At 72.5% G+C, this 18,631-nt stretch carries 14 protein-coding genes and 1 pseudogene; 13 read left to right on the forward strand and 2 right to left on the reverse strand.

Features of this window, described 5'->3' with window-relative positions; genetic code table 11:
• Positions 1-840 (reverse strand): sigma 54-interacting transcriptional regulator (locus Q0741_RS24755; protein ID WP_298235860.1); only part of this gene is annotated, 840 nt, incomplete at its 3' end.
• A gap of 709 nt (positions 841-1,549) precedes the next feature.
• Here Q0741_RS24755 and Q0741_RS24760 point away from each other — a divergent pair.
• From Q0741_RS24760 to Q0741_RS24820, 13 genes and pseudogenes are all read left to right on the forward strand, one after another.
• Positions 1,550-2,137, forward strand: a pseudogene (locus Q0741_RS24760) (sugar transferase); the annotation flags it as partial.
• The gene (locus tag Q0741_RS24765; RefSeq protein ID WP_298235862.1) at positions 2,137-3,348 is read left to right on the forward strand and encodes a glycosyltransferase; all 1,212 of its coding nucleotides are present in this window, start codon (positions 2,137-2,139) and stop codon (positions 3,346-3,348) included. The pseudogene Q0741_RS24760 and the gene Q0741_RS24765, both read left to right, overlap by 1 nt.
• Positions 3,345-4,682, forward strand: a complete 1,338-nt coding sequence (locus Q0741_RS24770; RefSeq protein WP_298235863.1) for a UDP-glucose/GDP-mannose dehydrogenase family protein — start codon at positions 3,345-3,347, stop codon at positions 4,680-4,682. The genes Q0741_RS24765 and Q0741_RS24770 overlap by 4 nt, the downstream gene beginning before the upstream one ends.
• Positions 4,679-6,103, forward strand: coding sequence for a chain length determinant protein EpsF (locus Q0741_RS24775; RefSeq protein WP_298235864.1), 1,425 nt, complete (start codon positions 4,679-4,681; stop codon positions 6,101-6,103). The genes Q0741_RS24770 and Q0741_RS24775 overlap by 4 nt, the downstream gene beginning before the upstream one ends.
• The gene (locus Q0741_RS24780) at positions 6,096-7,049 is read left to right on the forward strand and encodes a cellulose synthase operon protein YhjQ/BcsQ (RefSeq protein WP_298235865.1); all 954 of its coding nucleotides are present in this window, start codon (positions 6,096-6,098) and stop codon (positions 7,047-7,049) included. The genes Q0741_RS24775 and Q0741_RS24780 overlap by 8 nt, the downstream gene beginning before the upstream one ends.
• A gap of 14 nt (positions 7,050-7,063) precedes the next feature.
• Positions 7,064-8,557: a DUF6418 domain-containing protein gene (locus Q0741_RS24785; protein WP_298235866.1), complete on the forward strand. Its 1,494-nt coding sequence runs from the start codon at positions 7,064-7,066 to the stop codon at positions 8,555-8,557.
• Positions 8,557-9,675, forward strand: a complete 1,119-nt coding sequence (locus Q0741_RS24790) for a glycosyltransferase (protein ID WP_298235867.1) — start codon at positions 8,557-8,559, stop codon at positions 9,673-9,675. Before Q0741_RS24785 ends, Q0741_RS24790 begins: the two co-directional genes overlap by 1 nt.
• A complete protein-coding gene (locus Q0741_RS24795; protein ID WP_298235868.1) occupies positions 9,675-10,820 on the forward strand; it encodes a glycosyltransferase family 1 protein in 1,146 nt (381 codons plus the stop codon). The genes Q0741_RS24790 and Q0741_RS24795 overlap by 1 nt, the downstream gene beginning before the upstream one ends.
• Before the next feature lie 116 nt (positions 10,821-10,936).
• Positions 10,937-12,196 carry a glycosyltransferase family 4 protein gene (locus Q0741_RS24800; RefSeq protein WP_298235869.1) on the forward strand — a complete coding sequence of 420 codons (1,260 nt, stop codon included), beginning with the start codon at positions 10,937-10,939 and terminating at the stop codon, positions 12,194-12,196.
• Positions 12,197-12,211: 15 nt separating this feature from the next.
• Positions 12,212-13,642, forward strand: coding sequence for an oligosaccharide flippase family protein (locus Q0741_RS24805; RefSeq protein ID WP_298235870.1), 1,431 nt, complete (start codon positions 12,212-12,214; stop codon positions 13,640-13,642).
• A gap of 17 nt (positions 13,643-13,659) precedes the next feature.
• The gene (locus Q0741_RS24810) at positions 13,660-14,760 is read left to right on the forward strand and encodes an acyltransferase (RefSeq protein ID WP_298235871.1); all 1,101 of its coding nucleotides are present in this window, start codon (positions 13,660-13,662) and stop codon (positions 14,758-14,760) included.
• A 19-nt stretch (positions 14,761-14,779) separates the two neighbouring features.
• Positions 14,780-15,388, forward strand: coding sequence for a hypothetical protein (locus Q0741_RS24815; protein ID WP_298235872.1), 609 nt, complete (start codon positions 14,780-14,782; stop codon positions 15,386-15,388).
• Complete coding sequence (locus tag Q0741_RS24820) at positions 15,385-16,647, forward strand: glycosyltransferase family 4 protein (protein ID WP_298235873.1); 1,263 nt, start codon at positions 15,385-15,387, stop codon at positions 16,645-16,647. The genes Q0741_RS24815 and Q0741_RS24820 overlap by 4 nt, the downstream gene beginning before the upstream one ends.
• Here Q0741_RS24820 and Q0741_RS24825 read toward each other — a convergent pair.
• Entirely contained in the window at positions 16,634-18,475 is a 1,842-nt protein-coding gene (locus Q0741_RS24825) for a right-handed parallel beta-helix repeat-containing protein (RefSeq protein ID WP_298235874.1), read from the reverse strand. The two genes, Q0741_RS24820 and Q0741_RS24825, sit on opposite strands and share 14 nt — an antisense overlap.
• Between the last annotated feature and the right edge of the window lie 156 nt (positions 18,476-18,631).

Raw genomic sequence — 18,631 nt, forward strand, 5'->3', positions numbered from 1 at the left:
CGCCACCGCGCGCGCGGCCGCCGCGGCGGCGGCCCGCGGCGGCGGCTTGAGGTTGAGGCAGTCGGCGCCGATGACGTCGCCCTTGGCGACGATCAGCGCGTAGTGGATGACGTTCTCCAGCTCCCGGATGTTGCCGGGCCAGCCGTGGGCCAGCAGCGCTTCGCGCGCATCAGGGCCCAGCCGCATGTCCGAGCGGCCCTGGCGGCGGCTGTAGACGGCGACGAAGTGCTCCGCCAGCGCCAGGATGTCCGCCGGACGCTGCGCCAGTGCCGGCAGCGTCAGCGTCGCGATGTTGAGCCGGTAGTACAGGTCGCGGCGGAAGTGGCCCGCCTCCACGGCCTGCGCCAGGTCCACGTTGGTCGCCGCCACCAGGCGCACGTCCACGTCGATGGGCTTGCGCGCCCCCAGCCGCACCACCTGGCGCTCCTGCAGCACCCGCAGCAGCTTCACCTGCATGGGCATGGGCAGGTCGCCGATCTCGTCGAGCAGCAGCGTGCCGCGCTGCGCGGCCTCGAACCAGCCCGGCCGGGACTGGCTCGCGCCGGTGTAGGCGCCGGCCTCGTGGCCGAAGAGCTCGGCCTCCACCATCGTCTCGCTGAAGGCCCCGCAGTTCACGGCCACGAAGGGACCGGTGCGCCCGCTGCAGGCATGCACGTGGCGCGCGAGCAGCTCCTTGCCGGTGCCGGTCTCGCCAATGATGAGCACCGTCGCGTCGCTGGCCGCCACGCGCTCCGCATTGGCCAGCAGTGCGCGCGACACCTCGTCTTCGAACACCAGGGCCTTGGCACGCACGGACAGCGCCTGGGACTGTGCTTCCGGCAGGGTCAGGATCTTGGACACGTCTTGCTTTCAGAGAGCAGGGCCTTGCCTTGCGAAATCAGGAGCCCACCGGCGCCGATTCCCACGTTTTGGGACAGAGGCGGGTGGTGAATGACCTGCAATCTATTCAGGGTTTACACGCAGGCCAACGGATGAATCCGACTTTGCATATGCCAGTCCAGACACATCCGGTGACACCCTGGGCGCTGGCGCCGCGAGGCGGCGCGCGGGTTCGGGTGGAGGCCGGCAACGCCGGCGGGGCGGCGTGGCGGCGGCGGGTTGCAGGGGCCGTGCCAACGCCAGAGCCGCCACACGGGCCCGTTTTGCACCCCGGCTGCTGCGCAGGCAGCAGCGGCGGCCCGCGGCTGTTGGCATGCGTGCAGGCTGTTGCTGGCGCAACAGGCGGCGTCCGCCCGCGCTTTTTCGGTTTGAAAATACGCTGGCTTGAATTTCTCATATTGAAGCCAGCCTCCGGCGGAGTGAGCCGTCAAATGCCGCCTCGTTTGCCAAGGCGCATGTTCCGCAGCTGAATATGAGTTTTCCGATAATGCAAGCCATAATCCCTTGAATAGGGGAAAGCACTTATTGGGCATGACATGCTGCAATGCATCAGAAGCAGGCGAAATGCTTGTGCAAAAGGAATGCCGTGCAGTCAGCAGTCTCGTCATCCAGATTTTCGGACAGGCTTTTCGCTGAGGAAGACCGGAACCAGGCGCTCTTTTGGAGCGTGTTCAACCAGGCCGCGGCCATCGTTTTGCTGGTGTTGCTGTCGCCGGTGATGGTGGTGATCGCGGTGCTGATATGGCGTATCGACGGCGCGCCGACGGTTTTTCCGCATTACCGCGTGGGCCTGGGCGGCAAGGTGTTTCCGTGCCTGAAATTCCGCACGATGGTGCGAAACTCGGAGCAGGTGCTGCAGGCTTTGCTCTGCAGCGACCCGGCGGCGCGCGAGGAATGGGAGCGGGATCGCAAGCTCAGCAGCGATCCGCGCATCACGCCCATCGGCCGGATATTGAGAAAAACCAGCCTCGACGAGCTGCCTCAATTGATCAATGTATTGCGGGGGGAGATGAACCTGGTCGGGCCACGGCCCGTCATGCTGTGCGAATTGCCGCGCTACGGGCCGGTGCGGTGGCATTACCTGAGCGTCAAGCCCGGCATGACGGGCCTGTGGCAGGTCAGCGGCAGAAATACCACCAGTTATGAGGAGCGGGTGGCGCTGGACCGGCATTACGTGGAGCAGCGCTCGGGCTGGCTGGACCTGTGCATCCTGTTCAAGACCCTGGGCGTGGTCGTGAGCGGGCGTGGAGCGCAGTGATGGGGCCGGTCTCCTCGCCACGCCTGCGGGCGCCCGAAGCGCCGCGGCCGGGGGCCGATGCGCAAGTACCGGGTGAGCACGCCGCCCCGGCGCCGGCGGCGGCGCCCAGGCCCCAGGCCGTCGTGCACGTCGTGGGCCACGTCACGGCCGAGCTGCTCGGCCCCTTGCGTGCCTCGCTGCGGGCCTGCACGGCGAACGGCCTGGAAGCCTGCGTGGTGCTGATCGATCGGGACAAGCACCGCCACTGCCTGGTGCACCTGGACGGGTCGGCTGAGTTGTTCCTGGTGGCGCCGGTGCGCAACCCGCTGTCGCAATGGCGGGCCGTGTCGCGGACCATCGACAGCCTGCTGCATACCGCCTTGCCGCAGGCGGTCCATCTGCACGGCCTGCTGCCCTGCGCCGTCGGCGTGTTGGCGCTGCACCGGGCCGGGGCCGAGGTGCCGGTGTATTTCTCGCTGTACGGTTTCAGGACCCTGAATTTGCTGGGCCGCTCGGCGGCCCGGGTTTTGTCGCGCTGCCGGAGCATTTTGCAGGGCACGCGCCCGGCTTCCATCGTTTACGTGCCGCGCGAGGAGCGGGCGCTGCAAATATGGAGCGCTTCGGGCTGGTCCGGGTTGGGCGACGCTGCCGGGCGCGCCTCGGCGCTGCGCCACGAATCGGCGCAACCGCTGATATTGTCGGGCGGGCACGCGCATGAATCCCGCGGTGTCAAGGCGTTCTCGCAATTGGCCGTGCTGCTGGGCGGGGGTGAGTCGCGCATCGGGTTCAAATGGATCGGCCCGGTGGGAGAGCAGGAAAGAAAACACCTGGAAGCCGCCGGCGTGCGCCTGCTCGGTACTGACGACAAGGACCAAACGCTGCATTTGACCTCGGGCTGGATTTACGTCGCTCCCGATGTGGCGGAGGGTTTTCCGGTCACGCTGGTATGCGCCATGGCGTTGGGGCTGCCCTGCGTGGCCCGGGATTGCGAGCAGCACCGGCAAGTCATTGAACACGGGCGCAGCGGCTATTTGTGCGGCAGCCTGAAGGAATTCATGGATCACATCGGCGCGCTGCTGGAGGATGCGAATCTGCGCGAGCGCATGGGTCACGAAGCCCGGCAGCAGGCGGTTTTGCGCTTCAACGCCGAGAGTTTGGGCAGGCGGCTGTTCGCAGCCTATTCGCTGGACGCCATGGCGGCCGGCGCAATTTCACGGCGGGGGCAATCTTGAAAGTCACCATCATCGGCAGCGGCTACGTGGGGCTGGTCACCGGCGCCTGCCTGGCCGAAGTGGGCAACGACGTGACGTGCCTGGACGTGGACGCGCGCAAGATCGCGCTGCTCAACGACGGCCAGGTGCCCATCCACGAGCCCGGGCTGGAACCGCTGATCCGCCGCAACGTCGCGGCCGGGCGTCTGCACTTCACCACCGACGTGGCGGCGGCCGTGCGCCACGGCGAACTGCAGTTCATCGGCGTGGGCACCCCGCCCGACGAGGACGGCTCGGCCGACCTGCAGTACGTGCTGGAGGCCGCGCGCAACATCGGTCGGCACATGAGCGACCACAAGCTCATCGTCAACAAGAGCACCGTGCCGGTGGGCACGGCCGACCGTGTGGAGGCCGTGGTGCGCGAGGAACTGGCCGCGCGCGGGCTGAGCCTCGAATTCGCGGTGGCTTCCAACCCGGAGTTCCTGAAGGAGGGCAGCGCGGTCGAGGACTTCATGCGTCCGGACCGCATCATCGTCGGCGCCTCGGACGAGCGCGCGCTGCTGCTGCTGCGCGCCCTGTACGCGCCGTTCTGCCGCAACCACGAGCGGCTGGTGCTCATGGACCGCCGCAGCGCCGAGCTGACCAAGTACGCGGCCAACGCCATGCTGGCCGCGCGCATCAGCTTCATGAACGAGCTGGCGCGGCTGGCCGAGCGCGTGGGCGCGGACATCGAGGCCGTGCGCCACGGCATGGGCAGCGACCCGCGCATCGGTACGCATTTCCTCTACGCCGGCATCGGCTACGGCGGCTCGTGCTTCCCCAAGGACGTGAAGGCGCTGCTGCGCACGGCCCAGGAGCACGAGGTCCCGCTGGACGTGCTGCAGGCCGTGGAAGGCGCCAACGAGCGCCAGAAGCACGTGCTGGTGGCCAAGGTCGTGAAGCGCTTCGGCGACGACCTGGCCGGCCGCCGCTTCGCCTTGTGGGGCCTGGCCTTCAAGCCCAACACCGACGACCTGCGCGAGGCGCCGAGCCTGGTGCTGATCGCCGAGCTGCTGCGCCGCGGCGCGGCCATCCGGGCCTTCGACCCCGTGGCGATGCCGCAGGCGCGGCGCCGGCTGGGTGCCACGCCGCGCCTGGAGTTCGCGGCCACGGCGGAGGAGGCGCTGCAGGGCTGCGACGCGCTGCTCGTCGCCACCGAGTGGCTGGAGTTCCGCAGCCCGGATTTCGACCGGCTGCGCGCCACGCTGCGCGAGGGCGTGGTGTTCGACGGCCGCAACCTCTACAGCCCCGCGGCGATGAAGGCCGCCGGGCTGGAGTACCACGCGGTCGGGCGTGCCCTGGCGGAGGTGGCATGAACATGACCTTCTCCCGCCTGGCCCTGACGCTGCGCGCGCGCTGGCGCGCGGCGCTGGCCGCCTTCGCGCTGGTGCTGGGTGCCGGCGCGCTGCTCACCGCGCTGCTGCCGCGCCAGTACACCGCCGAAGGCACCGTGATGCTGGACGTGCGCACCGCCGACCCCATCGCCGGCACGCCGCTGCAGCCGCTGGCCTTCGCCAGCTACATGGCCACGCAGGCGGACCTGCTGCTGAGCGAGCGCGTGCTGCGCGGGGCGCTGCGGCGCACCGGGCTGGACCAGGACGAGGAACTGGACACGCGCTGGAAGGAAGCCACCGGGGGCCGCGGCGACAAGCTGAGCTGGCTGGCCGACGCGCTGCTGCAGGAGGCCGAGGTGGTGCCGGCGCGCGAGTCCAACGTCCTGACGCTGCGCTACACCGACGCCTCGGCGCAGCGCGCGGCCGACGTGGTCAACGCCATCATCGAGTCCTACATCGCCACCACGGTGGAGCTGCGCGCCGAGTCCGCGCGCCAGCAGGACGCCTTCTTCGACCAGCGCGCCAAGGTGCTGCGCGACGCGGTGCAGCAGGCGCAGGCCGCGCTGTCGGAGCACCAGCGCCAGGCCGGGCTGGTGGCCAACGACGAGCGGCTGGACATCGAGAACGCGCGGCTGTCGGACCTGTCCTCGCAGTTGGTGGCCGCCCGCGGCGCGGCACAGGAGGCCGCCACGCGCCAGGGCCTGGCCAGCCGCGACCCGGCGCAAATGCCCGAGGTGATGGCGCACCCGCTGGTGTCCGGGCTGATGGCGCAGCTGGCCCAGCAGCAGGTGCGGCTGCAGGAGCTGGAGACGCGGCTGCAGGCCGCGCACCCCTCGGTGGTCGAGGCCCGCACCAGCATCGAGCAGCTGCGCCGGCAGATCGACGAGCAGGCGCGCAAGGTCGCCACCGGCCTGGGCATCAACCGCAGCGTGGGCGACAGCCGCGTGGCGCAGCTGCAGGCGGCCGTCGATGCGCAGCGCGCCAAGGTGATGGAACTGAAACTCAAGCGCGAGCGGGCCGGGGTGCTGCAGCGGGACCTGGACAACGCGGTGCAGGCCTACGCGTCGGTGTCCAAGCGATCGGACTACGCCAGCATGGAAGGGCAGGCCACGCTCAACAACGTCTCGCGCCTGAAGCAGGCCACACCGCCGGCGCTGCCTTCGCAGCCGCGGGTGGCCGTGAACCTGGCCGTGGCGCTGGTGCTGGCGACCCTGGCCGCGCTGGCCACGGCGGTGGTGCGCGAGGTGCGCGATCCGCGCCTGCGCGACGAGGCCGACATCGAGCAGCTGCTGGGGCAGGTGGCCCTGGGGCGGCTGCCCGACCACCGCGCGCTGCGCGGCCCCTCCGACCAATGGCAGCGCCTGGTGGCGCCGCAACCCGCCACGGGAGGCGCTCATGGGTAAGCGCGAGAGCACGATCCTGGCTTCGCAGGCCGGTCCGGTCCTGGAGCGCCTGATGCGCGGTCCGGGCAGCGCCGCGCCGCAACACCACGACGAGGAGCCGCCGGCCGAGCAGCGCCGCATCGGCGACCTCGTGCGCCAGGTGCGGGGCCTGAGCGAGCAGCAGGTGGGGCAGGTCATGGCGCTGCAGCGCCAGCGGCCCCTGCTGCGCTTCGGCGAAGCGGCGGTGGCGCTGGGGCTGGCTTCGGAGCACGACGTGCTGTGGGCGCTGTCGCAGCAGCATGCCTATCCCTACGCACGCAGCGGCGACGCCGGGCTGGGTGCCGAGCTGGTGCTGGCGCGCGAACCGTTCAGCCGCCAGGCCGAGCATTTCCGCCGGCTGCGCAGCCGGCTGCTCGCGGGCGTGCTGGCGCCGCATCCCGCGCGGCGGGCGCTGGCCATCGCCAGCGCGGACCGCGGCGACGGCAAAACCTATTTCGCCGCCAACCTCGCCGTCGCGCTGAGCCAGCTGGGCGCGCGCACGCTGCTCATCGACGCCGATCTGCGCACGCCGCGCCTGCACGTCCTGTTCGGGCTGCCCGGCGACAGCGGCCTGAGCAACGTGCTGGCGCGGCGGCAGCAGGGCGCGCCGTCCATCCTGGCGGTGGAGAGCCTGCCGGGCCTGTTCGTCATGCCCGCGGGCACGTTGCCGCCCAACCCGGTGGACCTGGTGCAGCGCGCCACGCTCGACGCGCTGCTGCAGGAGATGGCCGGCACCTTCGAGCACGTGCTCATCGACACGCCCGCGGCCTGCCACGGTGCCGACGGCGCGGTGATCGCCGGCAAGGCCGGGGCCGCGCTGCTGGTGGCGCGGCGGCATGCCTCGCGGCTGGCGCCGCTGCGGGAGCTGCTGCGGGATCTGGCCGAGCGCCCGGTGGCGCTGGCGGGCGTGCTGGTCAACGAGCGTTGAGGACGCAACGCTCCATGCCCGTCGCCGCTTCCGTGCCTGCCCACGCCTGTGCTGTTGGCCATCGGTCCCTGGCGCTGTCGCCGGGCGTGCTGGCGCTGCTGGGCCTGCTGGTGGCCAACGCCGCGCTGGCGGTGGCCTGGCCGTTGCCGCTGTGGTCCCTGGCCGGGCTGGCGCTGTTCCTGTGGGGCGTGGCGCGGCTGTTCGCGCTGGCGCCGGCGGCGGCCGTGATGCTGCTGCCCTTCGTCGTGGTGCATGCGTCGGTGATGGTGTCGCTGCCGGCCATCGAGAGCGGCGCCTTCATGAAGGAGATGGGCTTCTCCGGGCGCGCCTCGCCGGCGGGCGCGGGCTACGTGCTGTGCTCGGCGCTGTTCCTGTGCACGGCCGCGCTGGTGTTCTCGCGCCTGCACGGGCGCGCGCCGCGGGTGGCGCCGCTGGCCGAGCGCGTGGCCGCCGGCCAGCGGCTGCTGCTGTGCGTGGCGGTGCTGGGCGGGGCCGTGCTGGTGGTGGCGTGGCTGGCGGGCACCGGGCTGCGGCTGGGCTTTCCGCTGCTCACGGGCACCGACCGCTTCGCCTTCCGGGCCGCGAACGCCGACGTGCTCACGCTCAACTTCCTGATCCTCAAGTACGTGCTGGCCGCCACGCTGGGCAGCAGCGCGGCGTGGGCGCCGGGGGCGTTCTGGCGCCGCTGCCACCACGCCGCGTTCGCGAGCTACGTCGCGGTGTCGTTCCTGTTCGGCGACAAGTTCTTCATCGTCCTCATGGCGGCGTGCTTCTACGCCATGCCGTTCCTCGTGACCCGGCCGGCCGGCATCGCCGCGCGCCTGCGCCGGGCCGTTCCCCTGGCGCTGCTGGTGCTGGGCTGCGCCTCGGCGGTCACCTTCCACATCTACTCCAACCAGGGCGAGCTCAGCGCGGCGTTGACGCTGCAACGGCTGGGCGAGCGCGTGGCGGGGCAGGGCCAGCTCTGGTTCCTGGCCGTGCGGGACGCCTCCGCGCTGCTGCGGCTGGACACGCAGGCCCTGGGGCTCAACTTGACCAACCTGCTGGCGCGCCCGCCCGCGGATTTCACCTTCGAGCACCGGCTCGCGCCCTTTTACTTCGTCGAGCGCTACTCGCCGGGGGCGATCTACAGCTCCTTCCTGAACAACGGCGGGATGGTCACGCCGACCATGGTGTTCGAGGCCTACGCGCTGGTGCTGGGCGGCTACGTCGGCCTGGCCGTGGCGCTGCTGGCCGCCGGGGCCTGGACGGGCTGGCTGGCGCACCACCTGGCCCGTGCCATGGCCAGCGGCAACCCGGTCAACGTGCTGCTGCCTTCCTACGCGATGCTGCAGACGGTGGTGCTCATGACGCAGGGCACGCTGCACTCGCTGCTGAGCCTGAGCACCTGCAAGGGCTACGCCGCCTTCCTGGTGCTGCAGGGGCTGGTGGCCGCCTGGCTGAAGCACTGCGCCGCGGCACCCCGCGCGGACTGGCCGCTGCCGCGGCGGCGGGAGGGACTGTCGTGATGAAGGTCCTGCACGTCGCGGAGTCCATCAAGGGCGGCTGTGGCACCTACCTCGACGAGATCGTGCCGCTGCAGGTGCGCGCGCTGGGCGCGCGGCAGGTGCGCTGCCTCGTGCCGCGCGAGCACGCGGCGCAGCTGCCGCGCGTGGATGCCGCGCTGCTGCGCACCTTCGAGCGGCCGGGGCGCCTGGCCGGGCTGCCACGGCTGGCGCGCGAGATCCGGCGCGTGGTGCGCGAGTGGCGGCCCGATCTGATCCACGCCCATTCCACCTTCGCCGGCGCGCTCACGCGCGCGCTGCCGCTGGCCGGGCCGCTGCCGCCGGTCGTGTACTGCCCGCACGGCTGGGTCTTCGACGTGGAGCAGCCGCGCGCGGCGCGCTGGGCCACGGCATGGGCGGAGCGGCTGATGTCGCACCGCTGCGCGCGCATCGTTGCCATCTCCGAGGCCGAGCGCCGCCGTGGCGAGACGGCCGGCATCGCGCCGCGGCGGCTGGTGGTGGTGCCCAACGGCATCGCCGCCGAGGCGCCCGGGGAGCGGGCGCCCTGGGACACGCCCCGGCTGCGCGTGCTCTTCGTCGGCCGGCTGGACCGGCAGAAGGGCGTGGATGTGCTGGTGGAGGCGGCGCGCGGGTTAGGTGATCGGGCCTCGGTGCGCATCGTGGGCGACGCGGTGGTGGCGGGCCGGCGGCCCGACTGGGGCGCGGACGCCGGCCACGTGGAATGGCTAGGCTGGCTGGACCAGGCCGGCGTGGCGGCGCAGCTCAACGCCTGCGACGTGGTGGTGATGCCCTCGCGCTGGGAAGGCTTCGGCCTGGTGGCGGTGGAGGCCATGCGCGCCGGCAAGCCGGTGTGGGCCTCGGCGGTGGGCGGGCTGCGGGAGGTGGTGGCGGACGGCGTCACCGGGCGGCTGTTCCCGGTGGGCGACGTGGCCGCGCTGCGCGCGCTGCTGATGCAGGCCAGGCCCGCCACGCTGCGGCGCATGGGCGAGGCGGGCCGTCGGCGCTTCCTGGCGCACTACACCAGCGACCGCACCCACGCGGCGCTGATGAACCTGTACGCGGAGGTGCTTCGGCGGCCGGTGGCCGCGACGGCGCGCGCGGGGATGGTGGAGGAAAGCTGATGAGCGCAAGGCCCGAGACGCTGCCCGTGGGCAGCCCCCGTACCGCCACCACGGCGCGGGACCGCGCCGTCTGCATCAACGGCCGCTTCCTCGCACAGCGCACCAGCGGCGTGCAGCGCTTTGCCGGCGAACTGGTCAAGGCGCTGGATGCCGAGCTGGCGCGCGGGCAGGGCTGGCACATCGCCGCGCGCTGGGAGCTGCTGGTGCCGCCGGGCGACTGGCCGCTGCCGCCGCTGCGGCACATCCGGGTGCGCCAGGTCGGCCAGGGGCACGGCCACCTCTGGGACCAGCTGCTGCGCCTGCATTGCGCGCGCGAGGACCTGCTGGTGAACCTGTGCAACGGCGGCGCGGTGCTGCGCGGGCGCAGCCTGTCGGTGATCCACGACGCGGCGGTGTTCCGCACGCCGCTGAACTTCACGCGCGCCTACCGTGGCTTCCACCAGCTGCTGGGCCGGGCGCTGGCGCTGCGCTCGCGCATCGCCACGGTCTCGCGCTTCTCGCAGGAGGAGCTGTCGCAGGCGCTGGGCATCCCGGCCGGCCGCATCGCGGTGGTGCCCAACGGCAGCGAGCACCTGCGCGGCGTGGAGCCTGACTTTTCGGCGCTGCAGCGGCTGGGGCTGGAGGGGCAGCGCTTCTTTCTCTTCATCGGATCGCCGGTGCCCAACAAGAACCTGGGCACGGCCATGGCGGCCTTCGCGCAGCTGCAAATGCCGGATCTGCGCTTCGTGATCGTGGGCGCGGTGGACGGCGCCGTGTTCGGCGGTGGCGGGCTGCAGGGCCCGCCGCCGGGCGTGGTGCCGGCCGGGCGGCTCAGCGACGCGCAGGTCGCCGCGCTGCTGCAGCGCGCCCGCGCGCTGGTGTTTCCCAGCCTCTACGAAGGCTTCGGCATCCCGCCCCTGGAAGCCCTGCTGCACCGCTGCCCCGTGATCGCCTCCGACATCCCGCCGGTGCGCGAGGTGTGCGGCAACGCGGTGCTGTATTTCGACCCGCGCAACGCCGGCGCGCTGGCGCTGCGCATGCGCCAGGTGCTGGAGCACCCCGCGCCGCTGCGGCCGCTGCTGGACCGCGGCGAGGCCCGCGTGGCGCAGTTCTCCTGGCAGCGCAGCGCCCGCTGCCTGCTCGATGCCCTGGCCCCGCTGGCCTGAACCCGAACGAGTGCACCCTCAACGAAAGCCCGCATGACCCGCATGACCCGCATCCTGCACCTGAGCATGCTGTACCCGCCGCAACCCGAACGAGTGCACCCTCAACGAAAGCCCGCATGACCCGCATCCTGCACCTGAGCATGCTGTACCCGCCGCACATCATGGGCGGCGCCGAGCGGTCGGTGGCCCTGCTGGCCGAGGCGCAGGTGGCCGCCGGCCACGCGGTCGCGGCCAGCTGCATCAGCCCCACGGGCTGGAAGGAGGAGGAGCGCAACGGCGTGCGCGTGTGGCGCATGCCGCACGAGACCGACTTCTGGCCTGAGGAGTGGCCGCAACACCACGTGCTGGCGCGCGGGGTGCGGCGCTTCAAGCAGCAGTTCAACCACCGCATCGAGGCGCATTTCGGCCGCGTCATCGACGCGTTCCGGCCCGACGTGGTGCACACGCACTCGCTGCTGGACGTCTCCACCCGCGTCTGGCTCGCGGCCCGCGCGCGCGGGCTGCCGGTGGTGCACACGCTGCGCGACTTCGACCTGGCCTGCGGCACCGCGGCCATGTTCAGGGACGGCCAGCGCTGCCGGCGCCGCTGCCTGGAGTGCCGGGGTTTCACCTTCATGAAGGCGCGCCACCACCGGGCGGTGGACGCGGTGGTGGGCGTGGGCGCGGGCATCCTGCGTTCGCACCTGGAGCTGGGCTACTTCGGCCACGTGGCCGAGCAGCTGCGCCGCGTGATCTGGAACCCGGCCGTGGTGGAAGGCATCGGCGCGGACTACGTGAAACCCTCGTTGGCGGGGCAGCCGCTGACCTTCGGCTACCTGGGGCGCATCAACGTGGAGAAGGGCGTGGGCACGCTGCTGGACGCCTGCGCCCGGCTGCCCGTGGGCGACTGGCGGCTGCTGGTCGCGGGCAAGGAGGCGTCCGAGGCGGACTCGCTGCGGCCGCGGGCCGCGGGGCTGCCGGTGGAGTTCCTGGGCTTCGTGCCGCCGCGCGAGTTCTTCGACCGCATCGACGTGCTGGTCGTGCCTTCCCTCTGGGCCGAGCCGCTGCCGCGCACCATCCTGGAGGCCTACGCCGCGGGCGTGCCGGTGATCGGCGCCGATTCCGGCGGCATCCCGGACCTCATCGGCGCCCACAACCGCGAGTGGCTCTACCCGCCCGGCGACGCCGCCGCGCTGGCGCAGGCCATGCTGCGCGTGTGGGCCCGGGGCCGGGATGCGCTGCCGCGGCGCGAGGCTTTCGCCTCCGTGCTGCAGGACACCACGCCGCGGAAGGTGGCGCGCCGCTACCTGGAGCTCTACGACGAGGTGCGCGCCCACCGGGCCGCGCACGGGCGCCGGTCCCCGGTGGCGCGGGCCGCCGCCGGCGCGTCGGCCTGAGCCGGAGCCGCGGCCGTGATCCTGCGCAACCTGCTGACCATGACCGGCCTGAACCTGGCCAAGGCCGGGGCGATGGTGCTGATCTCCGTATTGATCGCCGGCGCCGTGCCGCCGCACGAGTACGGGCTGGTGGCTTTCGCCATCCCGCTGATGGCCTTCGTGACGCTGCTGACCGACCTGGGCCTGTCCAGCGCCGTCGTGCGCCACCCGGGGCTGGACGCGCGCCAGGCGGGCACGGCCCTGGGGCTGATGGGCCTGGTGGGTGCGCTGGCCGGGCTGGCGGTGGCCGCCGCGGCGGCGCCGCTGGAGCGCGCGCTGGCGATGCCGGGGCTGGCGCCGGTGCTGCTGGGCTTCGCGGCCGTGACGGCCTGCGGGCTCTGGGCCACGGTGCCGCGGGCGCTGCTGGAGCGGCATCTGGCCTACCGCCGCGTCGCGCTGGTGGAGGCCGGCGCGCTGCTGGCGGCGCTGCTGGGTTTTGGGGTGGCCTTGCTGGCGGGGTTGGGCATCGCCGCGCTGGTGGCCTTCCACGTGCTGCTGCAGGCGGTGCGTGCCATCGGCTTCACGGGGCTGGCTCGCGGCCTGGCCGAGCGGGGCGGGCGCCTGGGGGCCATCGCGCCGCTGCTGCGCGTGGGCGGCTGGGTGTTCATGACGAACCTGCTGGGCTTCGCGGCGCGCAACCTGGACCGCTTCCTCATCGGCGCGGTGCTGGGCGCCGCGGCGCTGGGCCTGTACGGGCTGGCCTACCAGTTCATGACGCTGCCGCTGATGCTGATCTCCTGGCCCGCCAGCGGCGTGCTGATGGCGACGCTGTCGCGCATGGAGCACGACGCGCCGGGCCGGGCAGAGGTGGTCTGCGCGGTGTTCACGGCCACGGCGACGGCGGTGATCCCGCTGATGGCTTTTCTCGCCTTCGGCACCCGTTATCCGGTCGGCGCCTTCCTGTCGCCCCAGTGGGCGGGCCTGGCGGAGCTGATCGCGGTGCTGGCGCCGGTGGGCGCGGTGCAGGCCATCGCCGCCTACAACGGCGCCGTGCTGGTGGCGCGGGGCCGCGTGCGCCTGAATTTCCTGCTGGGGCTGCTCAACGGCGTGGCGCTGTGCGCGGCCTTCGCGGCCACGGTCTGGCTCGGCCTGGCGGCGCTGGTGCGGGCCTACGCCGTGGTGGCGCTGCTGGTGTCGGCGGTGATGGTGGCCGCCACCTGCCGCGCGGCCGGCATCGACGGGCACCGCTTCGCGCGCTGCCTGCTGCCGGGTGCGCTGGCTTCGGCCGCCGGGCTGCTGGCGGCGGCACTGGGCGGCGGCTTCGAGGCACGGAGCACCGCGGGCTACGCCGTCTCGGCGCTGGCCTACCTGGCCGCGGTCGTGGGCGTGGTGCTGCTGTTGCGGGGCCGCCTGCTCGCCTCGCTGCGGGTGCTGGTGCACACCCGCGTGGCGAGCGCGCCGAGGTGATTCATGGAGGGGGCGCGATGACGGAGCGGCTGTTGATGGTGCAGGCGCTGCGCGGCGTGGCCGCGCTGCTGGTGCTGCTGGGGCACGCCCAGGGCGAGTTGTTGCGGGCGGCGGCCGGGCAGGGGCAGGTGCTGGAGCGCTGGCCGCTGCCGCCGGGCGGTTTCGGCGTGGACCTGTTCTTCTGCATCTCGGGTTTCATCATGGTGCTGGCGTCCCGGCCGCTGTACGGGCAGCCGGGCGCGGCCGGCGCCTTCCTGCGCCGGCGCGCGCTGCGCCTGGTGCCGATGTACTGGTTCGCCACCGGGCTGTGCGTGCTGACGCTGCTGCTGGGCCGGCACGGGCTGGCGCAGACCTCCTGGACGGAGCTGGTCGCCTCGCTGCTGTTCGTGCCGTACCCGGTGTACGGGGATGCGGCGCAGCCCTATCCGCTGCTGTCGCTGGGCTGGTCGCTGAACTACGAAGTGCTGTTCTACGCGCTGTTCGCCGTGTTCATCGCGCTGCCGGCGCGGCGCGCGGTGGGCTGGACGCTGGTGGCGCTGGCCGCGCTGGTGCTGCTGGGCGCGTGGATCTCGCCGCGCTTCATGGCGCTGCACTTCTGGACCCGGCCCATCCTTTTGGAATTCGGCTTCGGCTGTGTCCTGGGCCTGTGGTGGCTGCGGGGCCGGCCCGGCCAGCCGCTGCTGTTCCTGGGCGCGGCCGCGGTGGCGCTGGGCTGGCTGGTGCTGGACCCCTTCGGGCTGGCAGTGAAGCCCGTGGGCAGCGCCTCCACGCCGAACGACGGGGTTCGCGTCATCGGCTGGGGGCTGCCGGCGGCGGCGCTGCTGGCCGGGGCGCTGGTGCTGGAAGGGCGCGTGCGGGGCGCGGCGCTGCACGCGGCGGGCCGGCTGGGCGACTGGTCGTATTCGCTGTACCTGATGCATCCCTTCGCGCTGCTGGCCGCCACCAAGGCCTGGCAGCGTTTCAGCCTGCACGAGGCGCTGCCCTGGCCGGTGCTGGGCGCGCTGATGGTCGCCGGCTCGCTGCTGCTGGCCGCGGGCTGTTACCACCTCATCGAACGGCCGCTGCTGCGGCGGCTGCGCCCGGCGGCGCTGCCGCGGCGGGCGGGGGCGGTGGCGTGACGGACCTTATGAGTTGCGCATGAAACCACTGTCCAGATTGCGCTCGATGAACGCCTCTTCTTCCCCGAGCCGGCGCCGCACCCGCGAACTGATCGCCGCCGACCTGGCGGCCTGCACGGGCCGCGTGGGCTGGCGCGCGGCGCTGTCCGCCTTCGTGTTCGAGCCCGGCTTCGCGACGCTGTGCGCGCACCGCTGCGCGCAGCACCTGTACCGCGGCGGCCGGCCGCGGCTGGCCAAGCTGCTGTGGCGCTGGAACACGGCCCGCAGTGCCTGCCACCTGCACCTGGAGGCCGAGCTGGGCCCGGGGCTGTTGCTGCCGCATCCCACCGGCGTGGTCATCGGCGCCGGCACGCGCGTGGGCGCCGGCGTCACGCTGTACCAGGGCGTCACGCTGGGGCGGCGCCATGGCGAGCACTACCCCGTGGTCGGCGACGGCGCCACGGTCTATCCCAACGCCGTCGTGGCCGGGCCGCTGCGCATCGGCCGCTCGGCCGTCATCGGTGCCGGCGCGGTGGTGCTGGAGGATGTGCCGGACGGCGCCGTGGCCGCCGGCAATCCGGCCCGGCTGCTGGCGCCGCGCGGACGCGGGGTGGCCGCCGGGGCCGCCGAGCGCGTGGAGCGGCCGTGAAGATCCTGCATCTCAGCTCCGTGTACGCGCCGCACGCCGTGGGCGGCGCGGAGAAGGTCGTGGAGCTGCTGGCCGAGGGGATGGCGGCGCGTGGGCACCAGGTGGCCGTCACCAGCGTGGTGCCCGAAGCCACCGCGCCCACGTTGCGCCACGGCGTGGAGCTGCGGCCGCTGGCGCACCGCAACCCGCTGTGGATCCAGGACTCGGCCCGCCACCCCGCGCCGGTGCGCCAGCTCAACAAGATCGCCACGCTGTTCAACGCCTTCACGGCAGCGGACTTCGCGCGGGTGCTGGACGAGGTGCGGCCGGACATCGTGCATTCGCACTCCATGGTGGAGCTCACGCCGTGGATGTGGCGCGCGGTCCGCGCGCGCGGCGCGGTGCTGGTGCACACGCTGCACGACTACGACCTGCTGTGCATCCGCGCCGCGCTGTTCATGCACGGCCGGCGCTGCGAGGGCCTGCATCGCGCCTGCGGCGCCTTCTCCAGCGTCAAGCGCCGCCACCACGTGCACATCGCCCACGTGGTGGGCGTGTCGCAGGCGATCCTGCGCACGCACCTGGAGCATGGGCTGTTCGCGCACCTGCCGGCCGAGCGGCGGCACGTGATCTGGAACCCGGTGCACCGGGCGCCGGGGCCCGCGCCGGCCCGCCCGGCGGTGCCGCAACAGAAGCCTTTCACCTTCGGCTTCCTGGGGCGGCTGGTGGCCGAGAAGGGCATCGAGGTGCTGCTGCAGGCGTGCCGCGGGCTGCTGGGCGCGGGCGTGGGCGGCTGGCAGCTGAAAGTGGCCGGGCGCGCGCCGGGAGACGACGCGGCGCTGCGGGCCGCGATGGAGGGCCTGCCGGTGGAGCGGGTGGGCTTCGTGGAGCCGATGGCCTTCCTGCGCGACATCGACGTGCTGGTGGTGCCCTCCGTCTGGCGCGAACCCTTCGGGCTGACGGTGGTGGAGGCCTATGCCGCCGGGGTGCCGGTGATCGGCGCGGACAGCGGCGGCATTGCCGAGATCGTGGGCGCGGTGGACCCTTCGGCGCTGGTGCCCGCGGGCGACGCGTCGGCGCTGGCGCGCCGCATGGCCGGTTTCGTGCGCGCCGGCCGCGGCGCGCTGTCCGCCGTGGACGCCACGGCGCTGTTGGAGCAGACCCGCCCCGAGGCCGTGGTGGAGCGCTACCTGCAGCTCTACGCTCGGGCGCTGGCGCCGCGATCTCTTTCGACCCGCGATCGCCATGGCCCGGCCCGGCGGCTGCCTACCGCGGCTTGAGCGCGCTGCTGGCCGGCGTGCTGACGAGCTGCGCGCCGGTGGTGGCGCCGCTGCGCAGGTTGTTGCCCAACTGCACCTCGGCGGCGGTGGGCATCACCAGCAGGCTGGCGCCGCGGGGGTCGAGCAGGTTCGTATCGGTGCACTGGTTGTCACGCACGCTGACGTCCACGCTGTTGGACACCGTGACGCAGCCCAGCGGCACGTTCTCGATGGTGTTGTTGGCGATGCGCACGTGGCGGTTGACCGGCGCCGTGGAGAGCGTGCCGTCGCGCGCGCCGCCGTACACGCTGATGGCCGCCCAGGGCAGCAGGCCCGCCGGGTCGCCGCCGGTGCGGCGGATGCGGTTGCCGCGCACGATCACGTTGATGGCGCCCACGCCCTCGTTCCACTGGCCCACGTCGGTCAGCAGCCGGATGGCGTTGCGGCCGATGTCCTGGAAGGTGTTGCCCTCCACCAGCCCGTTGGGCAGCTGCGCCAGCAGGCCGTGGCAGTAGCAGCGCTCGATGACGTTGTCGGCCACCGCGTAGCGCGAGCCCAGCAGGCTCAGGTCGCGCACCACGTTGACCGCCCAGCCGGCGTCCAGCGGCTGGTCCAGCGTCACGCGGTGGTCCAGGCCGCCCAGCGGCGCCGGCGTGGCCGCTACCTTGCGCTGGCCCAGGTACTGGCCCTGGGCGTCGAAGAAGGCGAGCCGGTCGCCCGCGCCGATGAAGCGCGAGTACTTGCCCAGCACCACGCTGCGCCGGCCGTCCTCGACCCGCGTGATCGGGTGCACCGGGCCGTTGAGGTTGATGGCGTCGTCGCCCTGGGCCGTGATGTGGTTGTTGGTGATGAGCGTGTCGCCGCCGCTCATCACCACGTGGATGGCGTCGTAGCTGGCGCTCAGCGGCTGGCTGCCGTCGCGCGGCGCGAAGCGCGAGCGCGTGATGGCCAGCCCCCGCTTGAGCCCGTAGGCGACGATGCCCATGCCCGGCGCGGCATGGATGGTCACGCCGTCGATGACGATGTCCTCGCTCTGGCGCGGCTGCGGCGTGTCGTCGATGCGGATGGCGTTGCCGCCGTACCACTGGTGCTTGACGGTGACGCCGCGGCCCTCGGGCAGGGTGGCGAAAGCGGTGGAGCCGTAGCTCTGGTTGCCCGCATAAACCGCCGGCGTGGAGGAGCCGGGCGGCAGGATGACCCGTGCGGCGTCGGTCGGGTAGCGCTTGGCGGCCGCGTCGTACTCGGTCACGTAGAAGGCCGGGTCGGCCGAGGTCACGGGGAACTTCGGGTCGATGCGCACCCGCGTGTTGCCGCCCTGGCGTTGCACCGTGCCCAGCGAGGCGGTGCGCAGCCCGTAGTCCAGCCGCAGCTTGGACAGCTGCAGCCGGCGGCTGCCGCGCACGAGCAGGCCATGGGCGTCCTGCATGAACACCAGCGTCGCGCCTTCGCCCTCGATGCTCACGTCGTCCAGGTCCTGCAGCAGCAGGTGCGCCGCCAGCACGGCGGGCGGGCCGGACTGCGCCGTGGTGCGGAACACGTAGCGCCCCGGCAGGATGACCAGCTTCGAGGCGCGCGAGGCGCGCACCTGCCGCAGCGCGGCTTCGAACACCGGGCGCGCGTCCTGGTCGGCCGCCAGCGGGGACACCACCACCGTCAGCGCCGCGGCACTCTCGCGGGGGCGCTGCACCACCACGCGCACCGTGCGGCCGTCGGGCGCCTTCCACTCGCGCGTCAAATCGCCCGCCTGGGCCGTGGCCGGGCTGGTGTTTTTCTCGGCGGCAATACCCGTCCAGGTATTGAAGAGATCCTGCGGCTGGGCATTTGCCGTAGTTTGAATGGCAATCAGCAAGCCGGCAGTCAAAAGCCTGCGCACGAATTTAGCCCCTTTCATGATTCAACGGATTCCAATATTAAGGTTGTAAACCAAATCCGGCCGCCGTGCATGGCGCCGGTTGTAACGTCTTGCGGTGCAAAGAAAAAGCTAAAGGCTTCAACGTACTGTGCA

The sequence above is a fragment of the uncultured Azohydromonas sp. genome, assembly GCF_937926365.1.
GTDB lineage: Bacteria > Pseudomonadota > Gammaproteobacteria > Burkholderiales > Burkholderiaceae_C > Azohydromonas.